Raw genomic sequence first — 17,858 nt, forward strand, 5'->3', positions numbered from 1 at the left:
TTTGGCTTCTCTCATCCAAACACCCACACTTATCGGCTGTTAATTTTTAAAGAGCTTGATCGCTTGAGGTTTTAGCTTCTTGCCTGAACCCCGGTAACCGCTTTGCTTGTTTGCTTTGCGTCACCAGCGAAGAATGCAATTATGTCATGGTTTTGAAGAAGTGCGCAAGCCTTTTGCAAAAGTTTTTAAAAAGATGGTGGAGGCACACTAGAGGCTCACTTTGAAAGGACGCTTGTGCTGCCCCGTTTGTATGTCGGCCCAGGGTTGGGCTTCTTGTTAGAGCGCGCGGATGTGGCGCTGCCTGAGGGCGCTGCGCGGCATGTGCAGGTTTTGCGGCTGCAGCCGGGTGATCCAGTGTGCTTGTTTGATGGGTCAGGGGGCGAGTGGGCCGCCGAGGTGACCGCCATGGGCAGGCGCGAGGTTCGGGTGATGGTGGGTGTGTTTTCACCCGCGGATCACCGTGAGCTGAACCTTGATGTGACGCTGGCGCTGGGCATGCCCACCAATGAGCGCATGGACACCGTGGTGGAGAAAACCACGGAGTTGGGCGTCTTTGCGATTCAGCCTCTGATCTGTGAGCGCTCGGTGCTGCGGCTGGATGGGGAGCGCGCCATTAAGAAGGTGGCGCACTGGCAAGGCGTGGCCATTGCGGCCTGCGAGCAATCGGGCAGGACCAGGGTGCCGGAGGTGCGGCCAGTCATGAGCCTGAAGGCCTGGCTGTTGCAACAAGCGGCATTGAAGGATTCAACTGCAGTCGTGGCGAATGCCAGGCGCGGGGTGTTGAGCCTGCGTGGCGCCGAGTGGGTGGGCGACTGGCTGCAGGGTCAGGGGCCACAGGATGCCGCCCAGGGCGCTTCAACTTTAAAAGAGGCCTGGACGTTCTTGAGCGGGCCCGAGGGCGGCTTGAGCGAAACCGAGGAAGACTTGGCGCGTCAGCATGGCTGGACGCCAGTCAGTCTTGGCGCTCGGGTGCTGCGCGCTGACACGGCACCGCTGACCGTGATGAGCATCATGGCTACTCGTCAGCGCCCTACTCAGGGCTGAGCGGGCGACTCGGAGTCCGGCTTGGACTCTTTGGCCTTGTTGGAGCCAGCGATCAGGTCGAACTTGAACAGTCGGCACTCGATGGGGCCGTTGAACAGGACGACGCGGCGGCTCTCCTTGAAACGCATGGCACTGGGTAGCTTCATGTCGGGGCTGAGGATCCAGGCGGTCCAGCCGGTGTACTGGCGCTTCCAGTGAGCGGCCAGACGCTGGAAGAAGTCGTCGGCTTCGGAGGCGTCGAATTGTTCACGGCCGGAGCGGGGCGCGGCAGGCTCTTCTTGCTCATGCAAGCGGCGGCCGCCTTGACCCGTGCCTTTGGGGTCGATGCGCTCCCCGTAGGGGGGGTTGAACATGAGCAGGCCGGACTCGACGGGCGCGGGACGCTGGAGAGCATCGCCGGTTTTGAACTCGATGGCGTGCAAGACGCCCGCGCGCTCGGCGTTGCGCGTGGCGAAGTCGGTCATGCGGAAGGAGACGTCGCCAGCGTAGATGGCCACCTGGGGCGGGCGACGGCGGGCTTGCGCGGCTTGGCGGATGTCGTTCCAGTTCGATTCGTAGGCCGCGAAGGGCAGCAGGTTCTCGAAGGCGAAGTGGCGCAGCAAACCGGGCGCGATGTCGCAGGCGATCTGGGCGGCTTCGATGGGGATGGTGCCGGCGCCGCAGCAGGGGTCGAGCAGGGCACCGTCTTCCGGACGGCCTTGCCAGTCGGCGGCGGCCAACATCGCGGCGGCCAGGGTTTCTTTCAAAGGGGCTTCGCCGACGTCTTCTCGCCAACCGCGTTTGAAGAGCGCTTCGCCGGAGGTGTCTATGTAGAGGAAGGCCTGGATTTCGTCGAGGTGCAGGACCAGGCCGAGGTCGGGGCTCCAGGTGTCGACGCTGGGACGTTCGCCGGTGGCGTCGCGCATGACGTCGCAGACGGCGTCCTTGATGCGCAGGCCGGGGAAGTTGAGGGTGCGCAGCGGGCTATTGCGGGCGGTGACGTCCACGCGCAGGGTGTGCTGCGGGGTGATCCAGTCGGTCCAGTCGATCTGGCGCGCCATGCCGTAGAGGTCGTCTTCGTGGCGGTAGAAATCGACCGCCACGCGCCACAGGACGCGCTGGGCCAGACGGCTTTCGAGGTTGAGCTTGAAGACGCAGTCGATGAGCTGGGCGGGGCCGTCGGCCTGGACTTCGACGCCCCCGCGCACGGACTGGACTTTCGCGCCCGCGCCAAGGATGCGCTTGGCTTCCTCGGCAAGCAAGACTTCGACGCCGGTGGCGCAAGGCATGAACAGTGCTTGCACGCGGGCCGGGCTCACAGGCGGGATGAACTTTTTGGCAGGCACGTGGGGCGCAAATCCGCGTGAGGCGGGTGCATTGCCGCGCGGGCCAGACGCCGGAAAAGCAGGGCCGCGCGGCCCCGTTTGGGCGCGGTCAGGGGCGGGGATGCGGCGCGGAGGAGGCTTGGGAGTCGTCACGGTGCAGACTAAAAAGGGCAGGCAGCTCAGCTGCGGAGAACGGCCAGGACGTCGGAGCGGAATTCTCGCTGATACAGCACCCACAGCACGGCCAAGGTACCCACGGCAAATGCAGCGGGAGAAACGAACCATCCGATGACGGCGAAGGCCATGTAATAGGCGCGCAGGCCGTCGGCGAAGCTTTCGGCGGCCATGCCCATGAGGCGGCCAGCGCGGTCGGCAAACTCTTGGCGGTTGGCGGCACCGGAGTCGAAGTGCTCGACGTTGGGTGCGGCGCCGACCAGGATGGCGCCGAAGGAATAGACGCGCATCGACCAGGTGAAGCGGAAGAAGGCGTAGACGAACACGGCCAGCAGGGACAGGATCTTCAGGTCGAAGATCAGCATGGTGGTGCGGGCCGCGAAGGGCAGGTCCTTGACGAGGTCGCTGGCTTTCTCGCTGGTGCCGAGCACGGCCAGCAAGCCGCCCAGCACCAGGATCGTGGTGGAGGCCCAGAAGGAGGGGCTGGTGGAGAGGTTTTGCACGACGGCCGCATCGACGATGCGCTGGTCGCGGTAGGTGACCTGGTGCATCCACAGATTGCGGTAGTGGTTGGTGCTGGCCAGCAAGGTGTGTTCGGATTTGGCGCGCCACTTGGCAAAGAGCGCATAAGCAATCCAGCCAAACAGGAAGAGTGCCGCCGCAGCCCAATCTGCCAGAGGCAAGGTGGACAGCAAGGCGTCAAGACGCGGTGACATCACAGCGCCTTGCGCAGATTCGCCGGGGCGATCTTGAGGGCTTCGCGGTACTTGGCCACGGTGCGGCGCGCGACCTGGATGCCCTGCTCTTCGAGCATGCTGCTGAGCTGACTGTCGGACAGCGGCTTCTTGGGGTCTTCGGCGATGACCAGTTGCTTGATCAGCGCGCGCACTGCCGTGCTGGAGGCGTTGCCACCTGCCTCGGTGTTGAGCGAGGAGCCGAAGAAATACTTCAGCTCGAAGGTGCCGAACGGGGTCGACATGTACTTGGCGGTGGTGACGCGGGAGATGGTGGACTCGTGCAGGCCGAGTTCGTCGGCGATCTCGCGCAGCACCAGGGGCTTCATGGCGATTTCGCCATGGGTGAAGAAATTCTTTTGCCGGTCGACGATGGCCTGAGAGACGCGCAGGATGGTATCAAAGCGCTGCTGGATGTTCTTGACGAACCAGCGGGCTTCTTGCAGTCGTGAACTCATGGCCACGTGGCCTTCGGAGGCGGTGGTGCCGCGCGGCGAACGGCTCTGGCGCAGGGCTTGCGCATAGAGGTCGTTGATGCGCAGCTTGGGCATGACATCTTGGTTGAGGATGACCTTCCAGTTGCGGCCGGACTTCTGCACGATCACGTCGGGGACGATGATGTTGGCCTCGGCCCGCGTGAAGGGGCGGCCAGGTTTGGGCTCGAGGCTGACGATCAGGGTCTGCGCTGCTTTGAGCAGGACCTCATCGGCGCCAGTGGCGCTCATCAGCTTCTTGGTGTCGCGGCGGGCCAGCAGGTCGAGGTGGCTTTTGCAGATGGTGATGGCGGTGGCCTGCACTTCGCAAGCTGGCAGCACGCGCAGCTGCAGCACCAGGCATTCCGACAGATTGGCCGCGCCCACCCCGATGGGATCGAGGTTCTGCAACCAGCTCAGGCCGCAACGCAAGCGAGACATGACCTCATCTCGGTCGTCTTCATCAGCGTCTTCATCAAGCAAAGAGGCGGCGATGTCTTCGAGGGAGTCGGCCAGGTAGCCATCATCATTCAGGGACTCGATCAGCATCTCGACGGCGGCCATGTCGGCGGCGTTCAGGCGGGTGCCGCGCAGTTGCTGGCGCAGGTGTTCCTGCAGGCTGATGGCGATGCTGTTGCGCTCAAGCGGGTCGAAGTCGTCGCCGTCGTTGTTGCCGCTGGTGTTACTGGGCATTTCGCGGATGCCATCGAAGTCTTCGCGCTCGGTGCCGTTTTCCCAGTCGTCGCGCTCGGTGGTGCCGAGCTCGGCGGTGTCCAGGCCGACGGCGGCGTCGGGCTCGGAGGACTCAGGGCCGTCTTTGTGAGCGGCCTCGTTGTCAGAGGCGTTGCTGTCGTTGCGCTGACGTTCGTATTCAAGGCCAGCCGCCACGTCTAGCGCGGGCAACTCTTCTTCGGGCTCCAGGAAGGGGTTCTGTTCCAGCATCTGCTCGATTTCTTGGTGCAGCTCCAGGGTGGACAGCTGCAGCAGGCGGATGGACTGCTGCAACTGGGGCGTGAGCGCCAGGTGCTGGGAAAGGCGAAACTGCAGAGAGGGCTTCATGACGGCTCAGCGCTCACATGCGGAAATGCTCGCCGAGGTAGACCTTGCGCACCTCGGCGTTGTTGATGATCTCAGCGGGGCGACCTTCGGCCAGCACGCGGCCTTCGCTGATGATGTAGGCGCGGTCGCAGATGCCCAAGGTTTCACGCACGTTGTGGTCGGTGATGAGCACGCCGATGCCGCGCCCCTTGAGGAAACTGATGATGCGCTGGATCTCGATCACGGCGATGGGGTCAACGCCCGCGAAAGGCTCGTCCAGCAGGATGAAGCGCGGTTGCGTGGCCAGGGCCCGGGCGATCTCGACGCGGCGGCGTTCGCCACCCGACAGAGACAAGGCCGGGTTGCTGCGCAGGCGCTCGATGCTGAGATCGCGCAAGAGGGTGTTCAGGCGCTCGTCGATTTCCTGGCCACTGAGGGCCTTGCCGCGCGCATCGCGTTGCAACTCGAGCACCGCGCGGATGTTGTCCTCGACGTTGAGCTTGCGGAAGATGGAAGCCTCTTGGGGCAGGTAGCTCAGGCCCCGACGGGAACGCTCGTGGATGGGCAGGCGCTCAACGCGCTGGCCGTCGATCTCGATCACACCGGCATCGGCGCGCACCAAGCCCACGATCATGTAAAAACTGGTGGTTTTGCCAGCGCCATTGGGACCCAGCAGGCCAACGACCTCACCCGCTTCGACCGCCACGTGAACATCGTGAACCACCGTGCGGGCGCCGTAGCGCTTTTTGAGCCCCTCGGCCCGCAGTCGGCTGGTGGTGTCCACCAAAGTCGGCTGGAATTCGGCGCTCATCGGCGGGCACTTTCCAGCTCGGGTTGGGACAAGGACGAGCTGGGAGACAGGGAGGCACCTTTGTCACGACCAGTGTCTGGCCGGGACTTGGCAGGGGTAGAGGTTGCCGGGCGAGGCGCAATCACCCCACGCACGCGTCCACTGGACATGGCCGAGCCCGAGCCACCCACCACCTGGAACACCTCGGTGCGGTTGTCGTACACGATGGTTTGGCCCACGACCTCGTCAGCCAGGGTGGTGCCCCGCAAGCGCCGCATGATGGCGCGGCCGGTGAAACGCACGGTGTCGGCCGCGCCGTCGTACTCAATGCGATCGCCTTCGCCTTCGATGAACTCGTCAAGGCCTTCGCGTTTTTGACGGAAGTAGGCCCGCCCATTGGCGCCGCCCCCCCGGGCGTTGGCGGTTTGAGTGCCATCGGCGTTTTGCCTGACTTCAACTCGGGCCGCGCGAAACACCATCGTGCCCTTGGTGATCTCGACATTGCCAGTGAGGATGTTGATGCGCTGGGTGTCGTCCACCCGGGCACTGTCGGCCGAGAAGTTCAAGGGCTGGTCACGGTCGGCTTTTTCAGCCTGGGCCGGGGATCCCAACACCATCATGCCCAACAGGAGCGCAGCGCCCACGAGCGCAACTCGCCTGGCCGTGTGAGCCAGACGGTGCAAGACAGGAAGGGGCACTGCGGTAAACGATGACATATTCGGCATGGAAATTGCATTCATTCTAGCTGCGAAGCCCACGCTTCGGTCAAAGAATGACGTGATTTCCGCACCGTGCCACCCGGTTTTGTGCGGGTGGCGACCATCGGAGCAAGTACTTACTTGGTTTTGCGGGCTTTGGCGATCAGGAAATCGGCCACCGCCAAGGTTTTTTCAGGTGTGGCGTTGAGCGACACAGAGGTCGTGTATTGGCCAGCGATGCCCAGCGTGGGCACCCCATCCAGTTTGTACGCTTCCATCAGGCCACGCGCCTGGCGACCCTTGGTCTGAACCGCGAACGAGTTGTACATCGCCAGGAATTTGACGGGGTCAACCCCATTTTTGGTGACGAACGCCGCGATGGATTCCGGGCTGTCCAGTTTTTGTTGCTCGACGTGGAGGGCGTGGAAGACCTTGGCGTGCAGGACGGGGACCAGGCCCAGGGCCTCGATAGCGAAATAAAGCTGCTGGTGCGCCACGAAGGGGACTTCGCGGAACACCACCGGCAGGCGGCGAAAAGCCACATCGGCAGGCAGTTTGGCGACCCATGCGGCCAGGCTGGGCTCGAAATGGTGGCAATGAGAGCAGCCGTACCAAAAGAACTCGACGACCTCGACCTTGCCAGCGGGGGCCGACACGGGGGCGTTCTGGGACAACTTGATGTAGTTGGTGCCTTCAGTCGGCGCAGCGCCTTGCGCCTGGGCGCTGGACCAGATGCCGGGGGCCAAAGTCAAACCAGCAACGCCCAGAGCCTGGGATGAAAAATCGCGGCGATTCATGAAACTTCCTTTCGAGGATGCCTGTCGTTGTTCTTCAGTGACTCGGTCATTTCTGCACACGCACCAGGGCCGAATCCACCCCGTTGGTCGACAGTTTGACGCGAACGTCTTCGGCCAAATCACGCTGGCCAAAAGGGCCGATGCGGACGCGGTACATGATGCGACCACTGACTTCGCGCTCAACGATGCGGGCCTCCAGATCCATCAAAGCCAGCTTGCCTCTTTGCTGCTCGGCTTCGGTCTGGTTGGCGTAGGCACCGGCTTGCACGTAGTAACTCAACGAGTCAGGGGCCGAAGCGGTGGACAGGGGCTCACCAGAAAGAATGGCCGCCGGGTTGCGCGCACTGGAGGCGGCTTTGGCCGGCGCCGCAGGCTTGGACGAGGCGGGAGCGGCCGGGTCGGTGGTGACCGGGTTGCTGCCAGAGGCGGGGGCGGCGGGCGCCGAGGCGGCCTCGTCCACCACCGGCTGCGGCACCGCATGGGGCTTGGCGGGGTTTTTGCCGTACAAGCCGCTGTTGGGATCCCAGTTCTTGTTGTGCTCGGCCTCGGCCGCGTCTTGCTCGGCTGTGCGCTGCGGCACCTTGTCGATGAAGGGCAAGGGCACTTTGGTGATGTAGACCGCCACACCCAAGGACATGGCCAGCCCGATCAACAGGCCGACGATCATGCCGAGGAAGAAGCCTCCGCGCTGCGATTTCATGTGCATTAGTCCTTGGCAGGAGTTACATCTTTTCAGGAGCACTGACCCCGAGCAGGGCCAGACCATTGCGCAATACCTGGGCGGTGGCCGACAGCAGGGCCATGCGGGCTCGGCTGAGTTCGACCTCGTCGATCAGGAAACGTTCCGCCGCATAGTAGCTGTGGAATGCACCCGCCAGATCGCGCAGGTAAAACGCCACATCGTGCGGCGCCAGGCCTTGGGCGGCCAAGGTCAGCATGCCGGGGTATTCGGCCAGCCGGGTCATCAATGTCAGCTCGGTGTCGGCCTTGAGCAGGCTGAAGTCGGCCTTTGGCAAAGCGGACAGGTCGCCGCCCTTTTCAGCCCAGTCGCGCAACACCTTGCTCATGCGGGCATGGGCGTACTGGACGTAGAACACGGGGTTTTCGTCGTTGGTCTTGAGGGCCAGGTCGACGTCGAAGGTGAACTCGGTGTCGGCCTTGCGGCTGATCAGGAAGAAGCGCACGGCGTCCTTGCTGGTCCATTCGATCAGGTCGCGCAGGGTGACATAGCTGCCGGCACGCTTGGAGATTTTGACCTCCTCGCCGTTCTTCATCACGGTGACCATTTTGTGCAGGACGTAGTCTGGCCAGCCTTGCGGGATGCCGACGCCAGCGGCCTGCAGGCCAGCGCGCACGCGGGCGATGGTGCCGTGGTGGTCGGAGCCCTGGATGTTGACGACCTGCTGGAAGCCGCGCTCCCACTTGGCGATGTGGTAGGCCACGTCGGGCACGAAGTAGGTGTAGCCGCCATCGGACTGGCGCCCGTCGGCGCCCACGGTGCCCGACTTCTTCATGACGCGGTCTTTGTCGTCACCGTAGTCGGTGGAGCGCAGCCACAGGGCGCCGCCCTCTTCAAACGTTTTGCCGGCATCGACCAGCTTTTTGACCGTTTGCTCGACGCGGCCGCTGGTGTAGAGGCTGGACTCGAGGTAGTAGTTGTCGAAGCGAACGCCGAAGGCCTGCAGGTCCAGGTCTTGTTCGTGGCGCAGGTAGGCGACGGCGAACTGGCGGATGCCTTCAGCATCATCGACGTCGCCGCTGGCGGTGAATTCGCGGTCGTCGGCCTTGACGGTTTTCTTGGCCAGGAAGTCGGCGGCGATGTCGGCGATGTACTCGCCGTTGTAGAACTTCTTGCTCTCGGGATTCTCAGGATCCGTCGGCCAGCAGTCGTCGCCGGGCTTGAAGCCCTGGATGCGCAACTGCGTGCTGTGGGTGAGTGTGGCGATCTGCACACCGGCGTCGTTGTAATAGAACTCGCGGGTGACAGACAGGCCTTGGGTTTCAAACAGGTTGCACAGGGCATCGCCCAGTGCGCCCTGGCGGCCATGGCCCACATGCAACGGCCCGGTGGGGTTGGCGGAGACGAACTCGACCAACACCTTGCGGTCGCACTCAGGCAAACAACCAAAGCGCTTGCCTTCGGCCAGCACCTCGCCCACCACGGCCTGCTTGGCCTCGGGCTTGAGGCGCAGGTTGATGAACCCGGGGCCGGCGATCTCCATGCTGGCCACCCATTGCTGGACGGCTGGCTGTTGCTGCAGGGCATCGACCAGGGCCTGGGCCAACTCGCGCGGGTTCTTCTTGAGGGGCTTGGCCAGTTGCATGGCGGCCGTGCAGGCCAGATCACCATGGGAGGCTTGCTTGGGGGCCTCGAAGACGGGGATGTAACTGCTGTCGGGAAGGGCAACGCGCAGGGCATCGTCCAATGCGGAAAGGAGGGCACGCTTGGCTTGAATCATGGGCGGGATTCTACGGGGCGGCACAAGTGGACGCACAGTGAGCAGAAATGCACACTTGGGGCGGGGCTTTTCAGTGCGCGCCAAAAGCCCGGGCATGGAAAGATGGGGACATGACAGGCATCGATATCGACCTGGACACCGGCATGATTGGCAAATACCGGGTCCTCAAAAAGCTGGGCGAGGGCGCCACCAGCGAAGTCTTCCTGTGCCGGGATGACTTCAACAACCGCGATGTGGCGGTCAAGCGGGTGCGGGCCGCCGCCCTGATCGACGCGGTGGATGGGCCGGTGTTTGCCCGCTTCTTCGCGGCCGAGGCGGCGCTGGTGGGCCGCTTGCTGCACCCGAACGTGGTGCAGATCCTGGACGCGGTGCCCGATCCGGTGGCGCCTTACCTGGTGATGGAGTTCGTACCGGGCAACACCTTGCGCGCCTATTGCCGACCCGACCAATTGCTGCCGCTGGAGCTGATCATTGAAATCGGCTTCAAGTGCGCGATGGCGCTGGGCTATGTGTACCGCCAGGGCCTGATCCACCGTGACGTGAAGCCGGCCAACATCATGGCCATCACCAACGCCACAGGCGTGATCACCGACGTGAAGGTGACTGACTTTGGCAGCGTGCTGAACATGGCCGCCGATGCCACGCAGGTGCACCAGGTGGGCTCGCTGGCCTACATGGCCCCCGAGCAGTTGGATGGCCACACCCTGGATTGCCGGGCGGACATTTACTCACTGGGCGCGGTGCTCTACCACCTGGTGGCCGGCAAGCCGCCGTTTGAAGCACCGTCTCAAGCGGTGCTGATGAACCAAATTTACAACCAGGAGCCCGCCTCTTTGTCGGGCATGCGCTCGGGCGTGAACGAGTCGGTCAGCACGGTGATCCTGAAGGCGCTGGCCAAGAACGTGGACGATCGCTACCCCAATTGGGACGCGTTTGCGCAGGCGCTGTCGGGCCTGATCTCGGACCACAAGGTGCCGCGCGGCCAACTGCAGGGCGTGCTGGATTCAGAACGCTTCAACCTGCTGCGGGCATTGGATTTCTTCAGTAGCTTTGGCGACGTGGAACTGTGGGAAGTGGTGCACCGGGCCAAGTGGCAGCGGTTTCCCTTCGGGCATGCGCTGTACCGGCGCGGCGAGGAGGGGCGCAGCTTCCACATCATTGCGCAAGGCAGCGTGGAGGTGTACCGAGACGGCAAGCGCGTGGCCCTGCTGGGCGCAGGCACCTCGGTGGGCGAGATGGCCTACCTGGCGCCCAGCCCCGAGTTGCGCCGCCACAGCACCGACGTGGTGGTGACCGAGGCGGTGACCACGATCTCGTTCACGCCAGAGAGCATGCAGCAGTTGAGCCCCAATGGGCGGCACTTGTTCGACGAGGCCTTCATCCGGGTGCTGGTTCGTCGTTTGCATGCCGCGCACGAGGCGTTGGCGCATCCGCGGCGGATTTTGTAGCCCCCCCGGCACCGGGCCCACGGCCGCGATGTCAGCCCCGGCGGCGCCACATCCGCCAACCGACCAGGGACAGGCCCGCCAACCACAGCCTCTGCCCCGAAGGCTCGGGCACCACGGCCACATTGGCCTGCACCATCACCGTCCGCACGTTGATGGACGCCTCGCCCAGGTCGGTTTCATGGCCATCGAACACGGGCCTGGTGACGACATCGGCAAAGGCGCTGATGCTCAGGTCCAGGCGGAATGCCCCGCTGGCAGCCTCGGAGCCGACGTAGTCGATGGGGCCGCTGAGCGCATACCCATTGAAGCCATAGCCGGGGCCCCTGAGGGAGACAAAGCCTGGGTCGTCAATGCTGTACATGCCTGAGTAGGTCACCGTGTAGCCGGTGATGACATGCCCAGCGGCGGGGGTGAAATTGAAGACGGAACTGAAGGCGCCCGTCAGGGTGACGGGTGAAGCGTTGACATGACTGCTGGCCTGCACGGCCATCAGGTCGTTGAAATTCACCTCGAAGCCATTGGCCACGGGCGTGAGCGTGAATGATGACAAAGGGAGGGCCTCGTAGACGACGCCGCCAGAGGCCTGGACAGAACGCTCCCAGGTGAAAGAATCGGTGTCGAAATCGATGTCGACCTGCCCCGCGGTCAGGTGTGTGGGCGCGGCCTGGGCCGCAGCGCTGGCACCCAGCCAGACCAGGGCCAAGGATCGCAGAGCAAAGGCTGGTGTCATGGCATGGCTCCTCGGGTCAATGAATGAATGGCCGACGAGAGCTGCTCAAGCGCGACGACGGCGCCGTGCCAGCCAGGCGGCCATGGGCACCCCCATGGCCAGCAAGGCCAGGCCTTCGGGCTCGGGCACGGCCACCACATTGGCCTGCAAGGTGATGCGCTGCAAATTGATGGAGGCCTCACCCAAGTCCGTCTCGTAGCGGTAGACCGCCACGTTGTTGTAGACCGGCACCTCGGTGTAGTAACAGAGGACGGGGTCGTCCACTTCGCAGTAGTCGAGCACCGTCTCGTAGTGAGAGAAAACCTCCTCATAGCGGTCAAAAACCTCCACGTAGGAGATCTCACCCGACGCACTGAGCCCCCCCGTCAAGCTAGGGGTAGCGGCCCCCGTCACACTGCCCGTGACACTGAAGTTGCCCCCACCGACATGGTCGCTGAACGCACCACCAGGCCCCGACACCGCCACGGAGCCAGGGGTCTCGACGTTGTAGGTGCCGGCGTACGTGATGGTGTAGCCCGTGATTGCATAGCCCGCCAGCGGCGTGAAATTGAAAGCGGCGTTGAAACTGCCCCCCAGGTATTCGGGCGAGAAGTTGGTGTAACTGGTGGCGTACAAGGACAGGTAGTCGTTGAAATTGAGCTCAATGCCATTGCCCACGGCCGTCACCGTCACCAGCGAGGAGGGGATGTCTTCGGGCGTGACACTGCCAAAGGAGGACACGTCGTGCGAGAACACAAAAGTGTCTGGATCAAAGTCGATGCCCACTTGTCCCGTGGACAGGTGCGTGGGCACGGCCTGGGCCGCGGCGCTGGCGCCCAACACGGCCAAAGCCAGGGATCGAAGGGCAAATGCTGGTGTCATGGTGAACTCCCGTGGGTCAGAGATGGGTGAATCAATGGGGCAAACGTCAACGGACCGGCCACAGTACGGGTTGCCTTGAAAATTTCCCATCCCTAGCCGTAGGGGCCTGGGGCAAGCCGCCGTAGACTGTGCAGACCTCTTCCCCCATTCACTGCCGGAGCTTTCCATGCGCATGATCCTCGCCGCCCTCGCCCTCGTGTCCATGACTGGCCTGGCCCATGCTGGTGAAGCCTGCGAGGCCAAGGCCATCGACAAGAACGGCAAGCCCCTGGCCGGCGCCGCCAAGTCCAGCTTCATCAAGAAGTGCGAAAAGACCAGCGGCGCTTCTGCCTGCGCCCTCAAGGCGGTCGACAAGAACGGCAAGGCCCTGGCTGGCGCCGCCAAGAACAGCTCCATCAAGAAGTGCGAAAAGGACGCGGCTTCGGCCCCCCAGTGAACCAAGTCAAGGCCTGCGCTGCCCGGCGCAGCGCAGCGCAGCATGACTCAACCGTGGGGATGCCAGTAGGCAGGGTCCCCATAAGCTTCTTTGATGAAGTCGATCCACAGGCGCAGGCGCAGTGGCAGGTGCTTGCGCTGTGTGAACACGGCATAGATGCCATTGGGTGGCGCGGCGAAAGGGTCCAGCACACTGAGCAAGCGCCCTGACCGAAGATCGGCCTCGACCTCCCACAAGGAGCGCCAGGCCAGGCCCAGGCCTTCCAGGCACCAGGCGTGCAGCACCTGGCCATCCGAGCAATCGAGCTTGGACGGTGGCCGCACATGCATCAGTTGCCCCTCCACCATGAAGGCCCAGCCGCGCGTCTGGCTCGCCTCTGAGCTGAGCGTCAGGCATTCGTGGCGCGTGATGTCGGTGGGATGGGTGGGCGTGCCGTGCCGCCGCAGGTAGTCGGGGCTGGCCACGCACAGGCGGCGGTTGTCGGCCAGGCGCACGCTGACCAGGCTGGAGTCGGGCATGTCGCCCACGCGGACGGCGCAGTCGAAGCCTTCGTTGACCAGGTCGACCAGGCGGTCGGACAGGTTCAGGGTCATGGAAACTTCAGGGTGCAGGGCCACGAACTGGGGCACCAAAGGCGCCACATGGCGCCGCCCGAAGCCGGCCGGGGCGGTGATTTTCAGATGCCCGCTGGCCTTGACACCCCCCGCGCTGACGCTGGCTTCGGCGTTGGCCAGGTCGGCCAGCAGGCGTTGGGCGTCTTCTAAAAACGCGCTGCCTTCGCGGGTCAGGCTGATGCGGCGGGTGGTGCGCACCAACAGCTTGACGCCCAGGCGCTCTTCCAAAGCATCGATGCGCCGACCGATGACGGCGGGCGCCACCCCTTCAGCCTGCGCGGCAGCCGTCAAGCTACCCCGGATGGACACGGCGACGAAAGAGTCGATCTGCTTGAGTTTGTCCATGATGGGCACCCTTGGCGGTCGGATTATTGCGAAAAAGTCATTAATCCATGACTTTTCGGGCTGGTAATGGCTGAAGAAGTATCGAATAAAATTTCTGCATTGAACAGAGGGCCTGGCCGAAGGCTTGCTCGCCCCCTGATCCCTCCCTTGACCATTCCCCTTACCCCACGAGGTTCACCATGACCGCACGCACCACCGTCCACGGCCTCCAAGTGGCCACCGAACTCTTCCGCTTCATCGAAGACCAGGTGCTGCCGAACACCGGCGTGGCCAGTGCCGCCTTCTGGGCAGGCTTCGACCAGATCGTGAGCGACCTGGCACCCAAGAACGCCGCCCTGCTGGCCGAGCGTGACCGCATCCAGCTTGACATGGACACCTGGCACGCCGCCAACCCCGGCCCGATCAAGGACATGCCCGCCTACCGCGCCCACCTGGCCAAGATTGGCTACCTGGTGCCCGTGCCCGCCGAGGTGAAGGTGACCACCGCCAACGTGGACGCCGAGCTGGCCACGCAAGCCGGCCCGCAACTGGTGGTGCCCATCCTGAACGCGCGTTACGCCCTGAACGCCGCCAACGCCCGTTGGGGCAGCCTGTACGACGCCCTGTATGGCACCGATGCCATCCCCGAGGCCGACGGCGCCGACAAGGGCAAGGGCTACAACCCGGTGCGTGGCACCAAGGTCATCGCCTTCGCCCGCAATGTGCTGGACCAGTCTGCCCCGCTGGAAGGCGCCTCGCACAAGGATTCGACCGGCTACCGCGTTGAAGGCGGCCAACTGGTCGTGGCCCTGACAAACGGAAAGGCCGTCGGCCTGCAGAACCCCGCGCAATTCGTGGGCTTCCAGGGCGATGCCGCCACGCCCACCAGCATCCTGCTGGTCAACAACGGCCTGCACATCGACGTGCACATCAACCGCACCACGCCCATCGGCCAGACCGACCCGGCTGGCGTGTCCGACCTGGTGCTCGAATCTGCCCTGTCCACCATCCTGGACCTGGAAGATTCGGTTGCGGCAGTTGATGCGCAAGACAAAGTGCTGGGCTACAGCAACTGGCTGGGCATCCAACTGGGCACGCTGAGCGAAGAAGTCGCCAAGGGCGGCAAGACTTTCACGCGCAAGCTCAACGCCGACCGCGTTTACACCGGGCCCAAGGGCGGTGAAGTCAAGCTGCACGGCCGCTCGTTGATGTTCGTGCGCAATGTGGGCCACCTGATGACCAACCCGGCCATCCTGTGGGGTGCTGGCGGCCAAGAGATCCCTGAAGGCATCATGGACGCCGTGGTGACCACCACCATCGCCCTGCACGACCTGCAACGCCACGGCGCCAATGGCATCGTGAACTCGCGCCAGGGTTCGGTCTACATCGTCAAGCCCAAGATGCACGGCCCGGCTGAAGTGGCCTTTGCCGCCGAGCTGTTCTCGCGCGTCGAGCAACTGCTGGGCCTGCCCGACAGCACCGTCAAGCTGGGCATCATGGACGAAGAGCGCCGCACCAGCGCCAACCTGAAGGCCTGCATTGCCGCCGCCCAAAGCCGCGTGGCCTTCATCAACACCGGCTTCCTGGACCGCACCGGCGACGAGATGCACACCGCCATGCTGGCCGGCCCGATGATGCGCAAGGGCGACATCAAGTCCAGCGCCTGGATCGCCGCCTATGAGCGCCGCAATGTGCTGATCGGCCTGCAATGTGGCCTGCGCGGCCGCGCCCAGATCGGCAAGGGCATGTGGGCCATGCCCGACCTGATGGCCGAGATGCTCAAGCAAAAGATCGGTCATCCCAAGGCGGGCGCCAACACCGCCTGGACGCCCTCGCCCACGGCCGCCACGCTGCACGCGCTGCACTACCACCAGGTGAACGTGGCCGCCGTGCAAGTCGAGATCGAGAAGTCGAACGAAGACGCCGAAGCGCTGCTGAACAACCTGTTGACCATCCCCGTGGTCGAGACCGCCAACTGGTCGGATGCCGACCGGCAGCAAGAGTTGGACAACAATGTGCAAGGCATCCTGGGCTATGTGGTGCGCTGGATCGACCAAGGTGTTGGTTGCTCGAAGGTGCCCGACATCCACAACATCGGCCTGATGGAAGACCGCGCCACGCTGCGCATCTCCAGCCAGCACATCGCCAACTGGCTGCAGCATGGCGTGGTGACCGAGGCGCAAGTGCGCGAAACCTTCACGCGCATGGCCGCGGTGGTGGACCAGCAGAACGCAGGCGATGCGCTGTACAAGTCGCTGGTGGACCATCCCACCGGCGCCGCGTTCCAAGCCTCGTTGGACCTGGTCTTCAAGGGCAAGGAACAGCCCAGCGGCTACACCGAGCCGCTGCTGCACGCCTGGCGCCTGAAGGCCAAGGCCGCGGCCTGATCTGCCTGCCCGGCAGCAAGCCGGGTTTTGCCCCCCTGAGAAGCACCCCACCCCGGGGTGCTTTTTTTTACCCGCGCACGCTTCGTGCATGCAGCCGCCGCACCCTTCTTGGATGCGAGCGACTTCATGCCCCCTGCTGCCTCCGTGGTCATCATTGGTGCGGGCTTTGCCGGCACCACCCTCATCCGCGCGCTGGAACGCCAGTGGCCCGGCGGCTTGCAGCTGACCCTGGTGTCCGACGAGAGTTACACCACCTTCAACCCCATGCTGCCCGAGGCCGTGGGTGCCTCGGTTTTCCCGGAACAGGTGGTGGTGCCCGTGCGCGAGATGCTGCGTCCCGGTGGCGGCAGCCGCTTCATCATGGGGGCGGTCACGTCGGTGGACGCGGCCCACCGAACCATGGTCTGCCGCACGCTGGCGGGCGAGATCACGCTGCACTACGACCACCTGGTGCTGGCCTTTGGCAACCGTGCCAGGCTGGATCTGCTGCCCGGCATGGCCGAGCATGCGCTGCCCTTGAAGACCGTGGGCGATGCCATGCACATCCGCAACATGGTGTTGCGCCGCCTGGCCCGCATCGAGCTGGAAACCGACGCCGATCTGCGGCGCCACCTTGGCCACTTCATCGTCATTGGCGGAGGCTTTTCAGGCGTTGAAGTGGCGGGCGAATTGGTGGACTGCCTGGCCAGCATCCGCCGTTACTACCCTTTGGTGCAAGCGGGCGAATTGAAGGTGACCGTACTGCATAGCACCGAGCGCCTGCTGCCCGAGTTGTCGGCCCGGCTTGGCGCGGCGGCCCTGAGCTCACTGACCCAACGTGGCGTGACGGTGCGGCTGCAGACTCGGGCCCGGTCGATGTCGGCCCATGGCGTGACCTTGAGCACGGGCGAACTCATGGAGGGCCACACCCTGATCTGCACCATTGGCACCGAGGCCAACCCCTTGGCCAGGCAACTGGGGCTGCCGATGAAGCAGGGCCGCATCACCACCAACCCCGACCTGTCGGTGGCGGGCCATCCTGCGATGTGGGCCCTGGGCGACTGCGCGGCGGTGCCCAACCAGCACGATGGCAGCACCTCGCCGCCCACGGCCCAGTTCGCCGTGCGGCAAGCCTTGCACCTGGCCCGCAACCTGATGGCCCACAGCCGTGGCGAGGCGGGGCAGCCCTTCAGCCACCGCTCACGCGGGATGATGGCCTCCATCGGGCGACTCAAAGGGGTGGCCGAGATGGGCGGTGTGGCCCTGACGGGCTGGCCAGCCTGGTTGGTGTGGCGCGCTTACTACCTGTCGCAGATGCCCTCGTTCGGGCGGCGGCTGCGCATCTTTTTGGAATGGAGCTGGGGAATGTTTTTTCCGCCGGACATCACGCACTTGCGCTTCACGCGCAGCCATGAGCAGCGGGAGGACGAAGCACGCCGCACCGCAGAAGCTGAGCAAGCCCAACCCTGGCCGGTGCAGGCGGCACAGTCCACAGGGACCGACGGCGCCCGAACTTGATTTTTGGAAAGTTGCATCCAGTCAGCCCGACGGTGCGTATGGATCCAGGC

At 64.2% G+C, this 17,858-nt stretch carries 16 protein-coding genes; 5 read left to right on the plus strand and 11 right to left on the minus strand.

Annotated features, from left to right (window positions below; all coding sequences use genetic code 11):
- Positions 1-237 precede the first annotated feature (237 nt).
- Positions 238-1,044, plus strand: coding sequence for a 16S rRNA (uracil(1498)-N(3))-methyltransferase (locus PSV38_RS09695; RefSeq protein ID WP_300547019.1), 807 nt, complete (start codon positions 238-240; stop codon positions 1,042-1,044).
- Here the strand turns inward: PSV38_RS09695 and PSV38_RS09700 are convergent.
- The 8 genes from PSV38_RS09700 to argS form a co-directional block, all read right to left on the minus strand.
- Positions 1,035-2,312 (minus strand): class I SAM-dependent RNA methyltransferase, encoded by a 1,278-nt coding sequence (locus PSV38_RS09700; protein ID WP_300547020.1) that lies wholly within the window; start codon positions 2,310-2,312, stop codon positions 1,035-1,037. The two genes, PSV38_RS09695 and PSV38_RS09700, sit on opposite strands and share 10 nt — an antisense overlap.
- Positions 2,313-2,527: 215 nt before the next feature.
- On the minus strand, positions 2,528-3,238 hold the full coding sequence (locus PSV38_RS09705) for a DUF599 domain-containing protein (protein ID WP_300546948.1): 711 nt from the start codon (positions 3,236-3,238) through the stop codon (positions 2,528-2,530).
- On the minus strand, positions 3,238-4,788 hold the full coding sequence (locus tag PSV38_RS09710; protein WP_300546950.1) for an RNA polymerase factor sigma-54: 1,551 nt from the start codon (positions 4,786-4,788) through the stop codon (positions 3,238-3,240). The genes PSV38_RS09705 and PSV38_RS09710 overlap by 1 nt, the downstream gene beginning before the upstream one ends.
- 13 nt (positions 4,789-4,801) lie before the next feature.
- The gene (lptB, locus tag PSV38_RS09715; protein ID WP_300546952.1) at positions 4,802-5,578 is read right to left on the minus strand and encodes an LPS export ABC transporter ATP-binding protein; all 777 of its coding nucleotides are present in this window, start codon (positions 5,576-5,578) and stop codon (positions 4,802-4,804) included.
- A complete protein-coding gene (gene lptA / locus PSV38_RS09720) occupies positions 5,575-6,201 on the minus strand; it encodes a lipopolysaccharide transport periplasmic protein LptA (protein ID WP_300546954.1) in 627 nt (208 codons plus the stop codon). Before lptA ends, lptB begins: the two co-directional genes overlap by 4 nt.
- A gap of 191 nt (positions 6,202-6,392) precedes the next feature.
- A complete protein-coding gene (locus PSV38_RS09725; RefSeq protein ID WP_300546956.1) occupies positions 6,393-7,052 on the minus strand; it encodes a thiol:disulfide interchange protein DsbA/DsbL in 660 nt (219 codons plus the stop codon).
- A 46-nt stretch (positions 7,053-7,098) separates the two neighbouring features.
- On the minus strand, positions 7,099-7,752 hold the full coding sequence (locus tag PSV38_RS09730) for an SPOR domain-containing protein (RefSeq protein WP_300546958.1): 654 nt from the start codon (positions 7,750-7,752) through the stop codon (positions 7,099-7,101).
- Positions 7,753-7,774: 22 nt separating this feature from the next.
- Positions 7,775-9,511 carry an arginine--tRNA ligase gene (gene argS, locus PSV38_RS09735; RefSeq protein WP_300546960.1) on the minus strand — a complete coding sequence of 579 codons (1,737 nt, stop codon included), beginning with the start codon at positions 9,509-9,511 and terminating at the stop codon, positions 7,775-7,777.
- Positions 9,512-9,621: 110 nt separating this feature from the next.
- On the opposite strand from argS, the gene PSV38_RS09740 reads away from it, so the two are divergent.
- Positions 9,622-10,959, plus strand: coding sequence for a serine/threonine-protein kinase (locus PSV38_RS09740; RefSeq protein WP_300546962.1), 1,338 nt, complete (start codon positions 9,622-9,624; stop codon positions 10,957-10,959).
- A 31-nt stretch (positions 10,960-10,990) separates the two neighbouring features.
- Here the strand turns inward: PSV38_RS09740 and PSV38_RS09745 are convergent, their stop codons facing one another.
- On the minus strand, positions 10,991-11,689 hold the full coding sequence (locus PSV38_RS09745) for a PEP-CTERM sorting domain-containing protein (protein WP_300546963.1): 699 nt from the start codon (positions 11,687-11,689) through the stop codon (positions 10,991-10,993).
- Between the two features lie 45 nt (positions 11,690-11,734).
- Positions 11,735-12,550, minus strand: a complete 816-nt coding sequence (locus tag PSV38_RS09750) for a PEP-CTERM sorting domain-containing protein (RefSeq protein ID WP_300546965.1) — start codon at positions 12,548-12,550, stop codon at positions 11,735-11,737.
- Between the two features lie 166 nt (positions 12,551-12,716).
- Between PSV38_RS09750 and PSV38_RS09755 the strand changes: the two genes are divergently transcribed.
- On the plus strand, positions 12,717-12,986 hold the full coding sequence (locus PSV38_RS09755) for a hypothetical protein (RefSeq protein ID WP_300546967.1): 270 nt from the start codon (positions 12,717-12,719) through the stop codon (positions 12,984-12,986).
- 47 nt (positions 12,987-13,033) lie between these two features.
- Here the strand turns inward: PSV38_RS09755 and PSV38_RS09760 are convergent, their stop codons facing one another.
- On the minus strand, positions 13,034-13,945 hold the full coding sequence (locus tag PSV38_RS09760) for a LysR family transcriptional regulator (protein WP_300546969.1): 912 nt from the start codon (positions 13,943-13,945) through the stop codon (positions 13,034-13,036).
- Positions 13,946-14,124: 179 nt separating this feature from the next.
- On the opposite strand from PSV38_RS09760, the gene PSV38_RS09765 reads away from it, so the two are divergent.
- Positions 14,125-16,311, plus strand: coding sequence for a malate synthase G (locus PSV38_RS09765; RefSeq protein ID WP_300546971.1), 2,187 nt, complete (start codon positions 14,125-14,127; stop codon positions 16,309-16,311).
- A gap of 126 nt (positions 16,312-16,437) precedes the next feature.
- Positions 16,438-17,808 carry an NAD(P)/FAD-dependent oxidoreductase gene (locus PSV38_RS09770; RefSeq protein ID WP_300546973.1) on the plus strand — a complete coding sequence of 457 codons (1,371 nt, stop codon included), beginning with the start codon at positions 16,438-16,440 and terminating at the stop codon, positions 17,806-17,808.
- The last annotated feature ends 50 nt before the right edge of the window (positions 17,809-17,858 follow it).

Origin of the sequence: Aquabacterium sp. (assembly GCF_029946005.1) — a bacterium.
Classification (GTDB): Bacteria; Pseudomonadota; Gammaproteobacteria; order Burkholderiales; family Burkholderiaceae_C; genus Aquabacterium.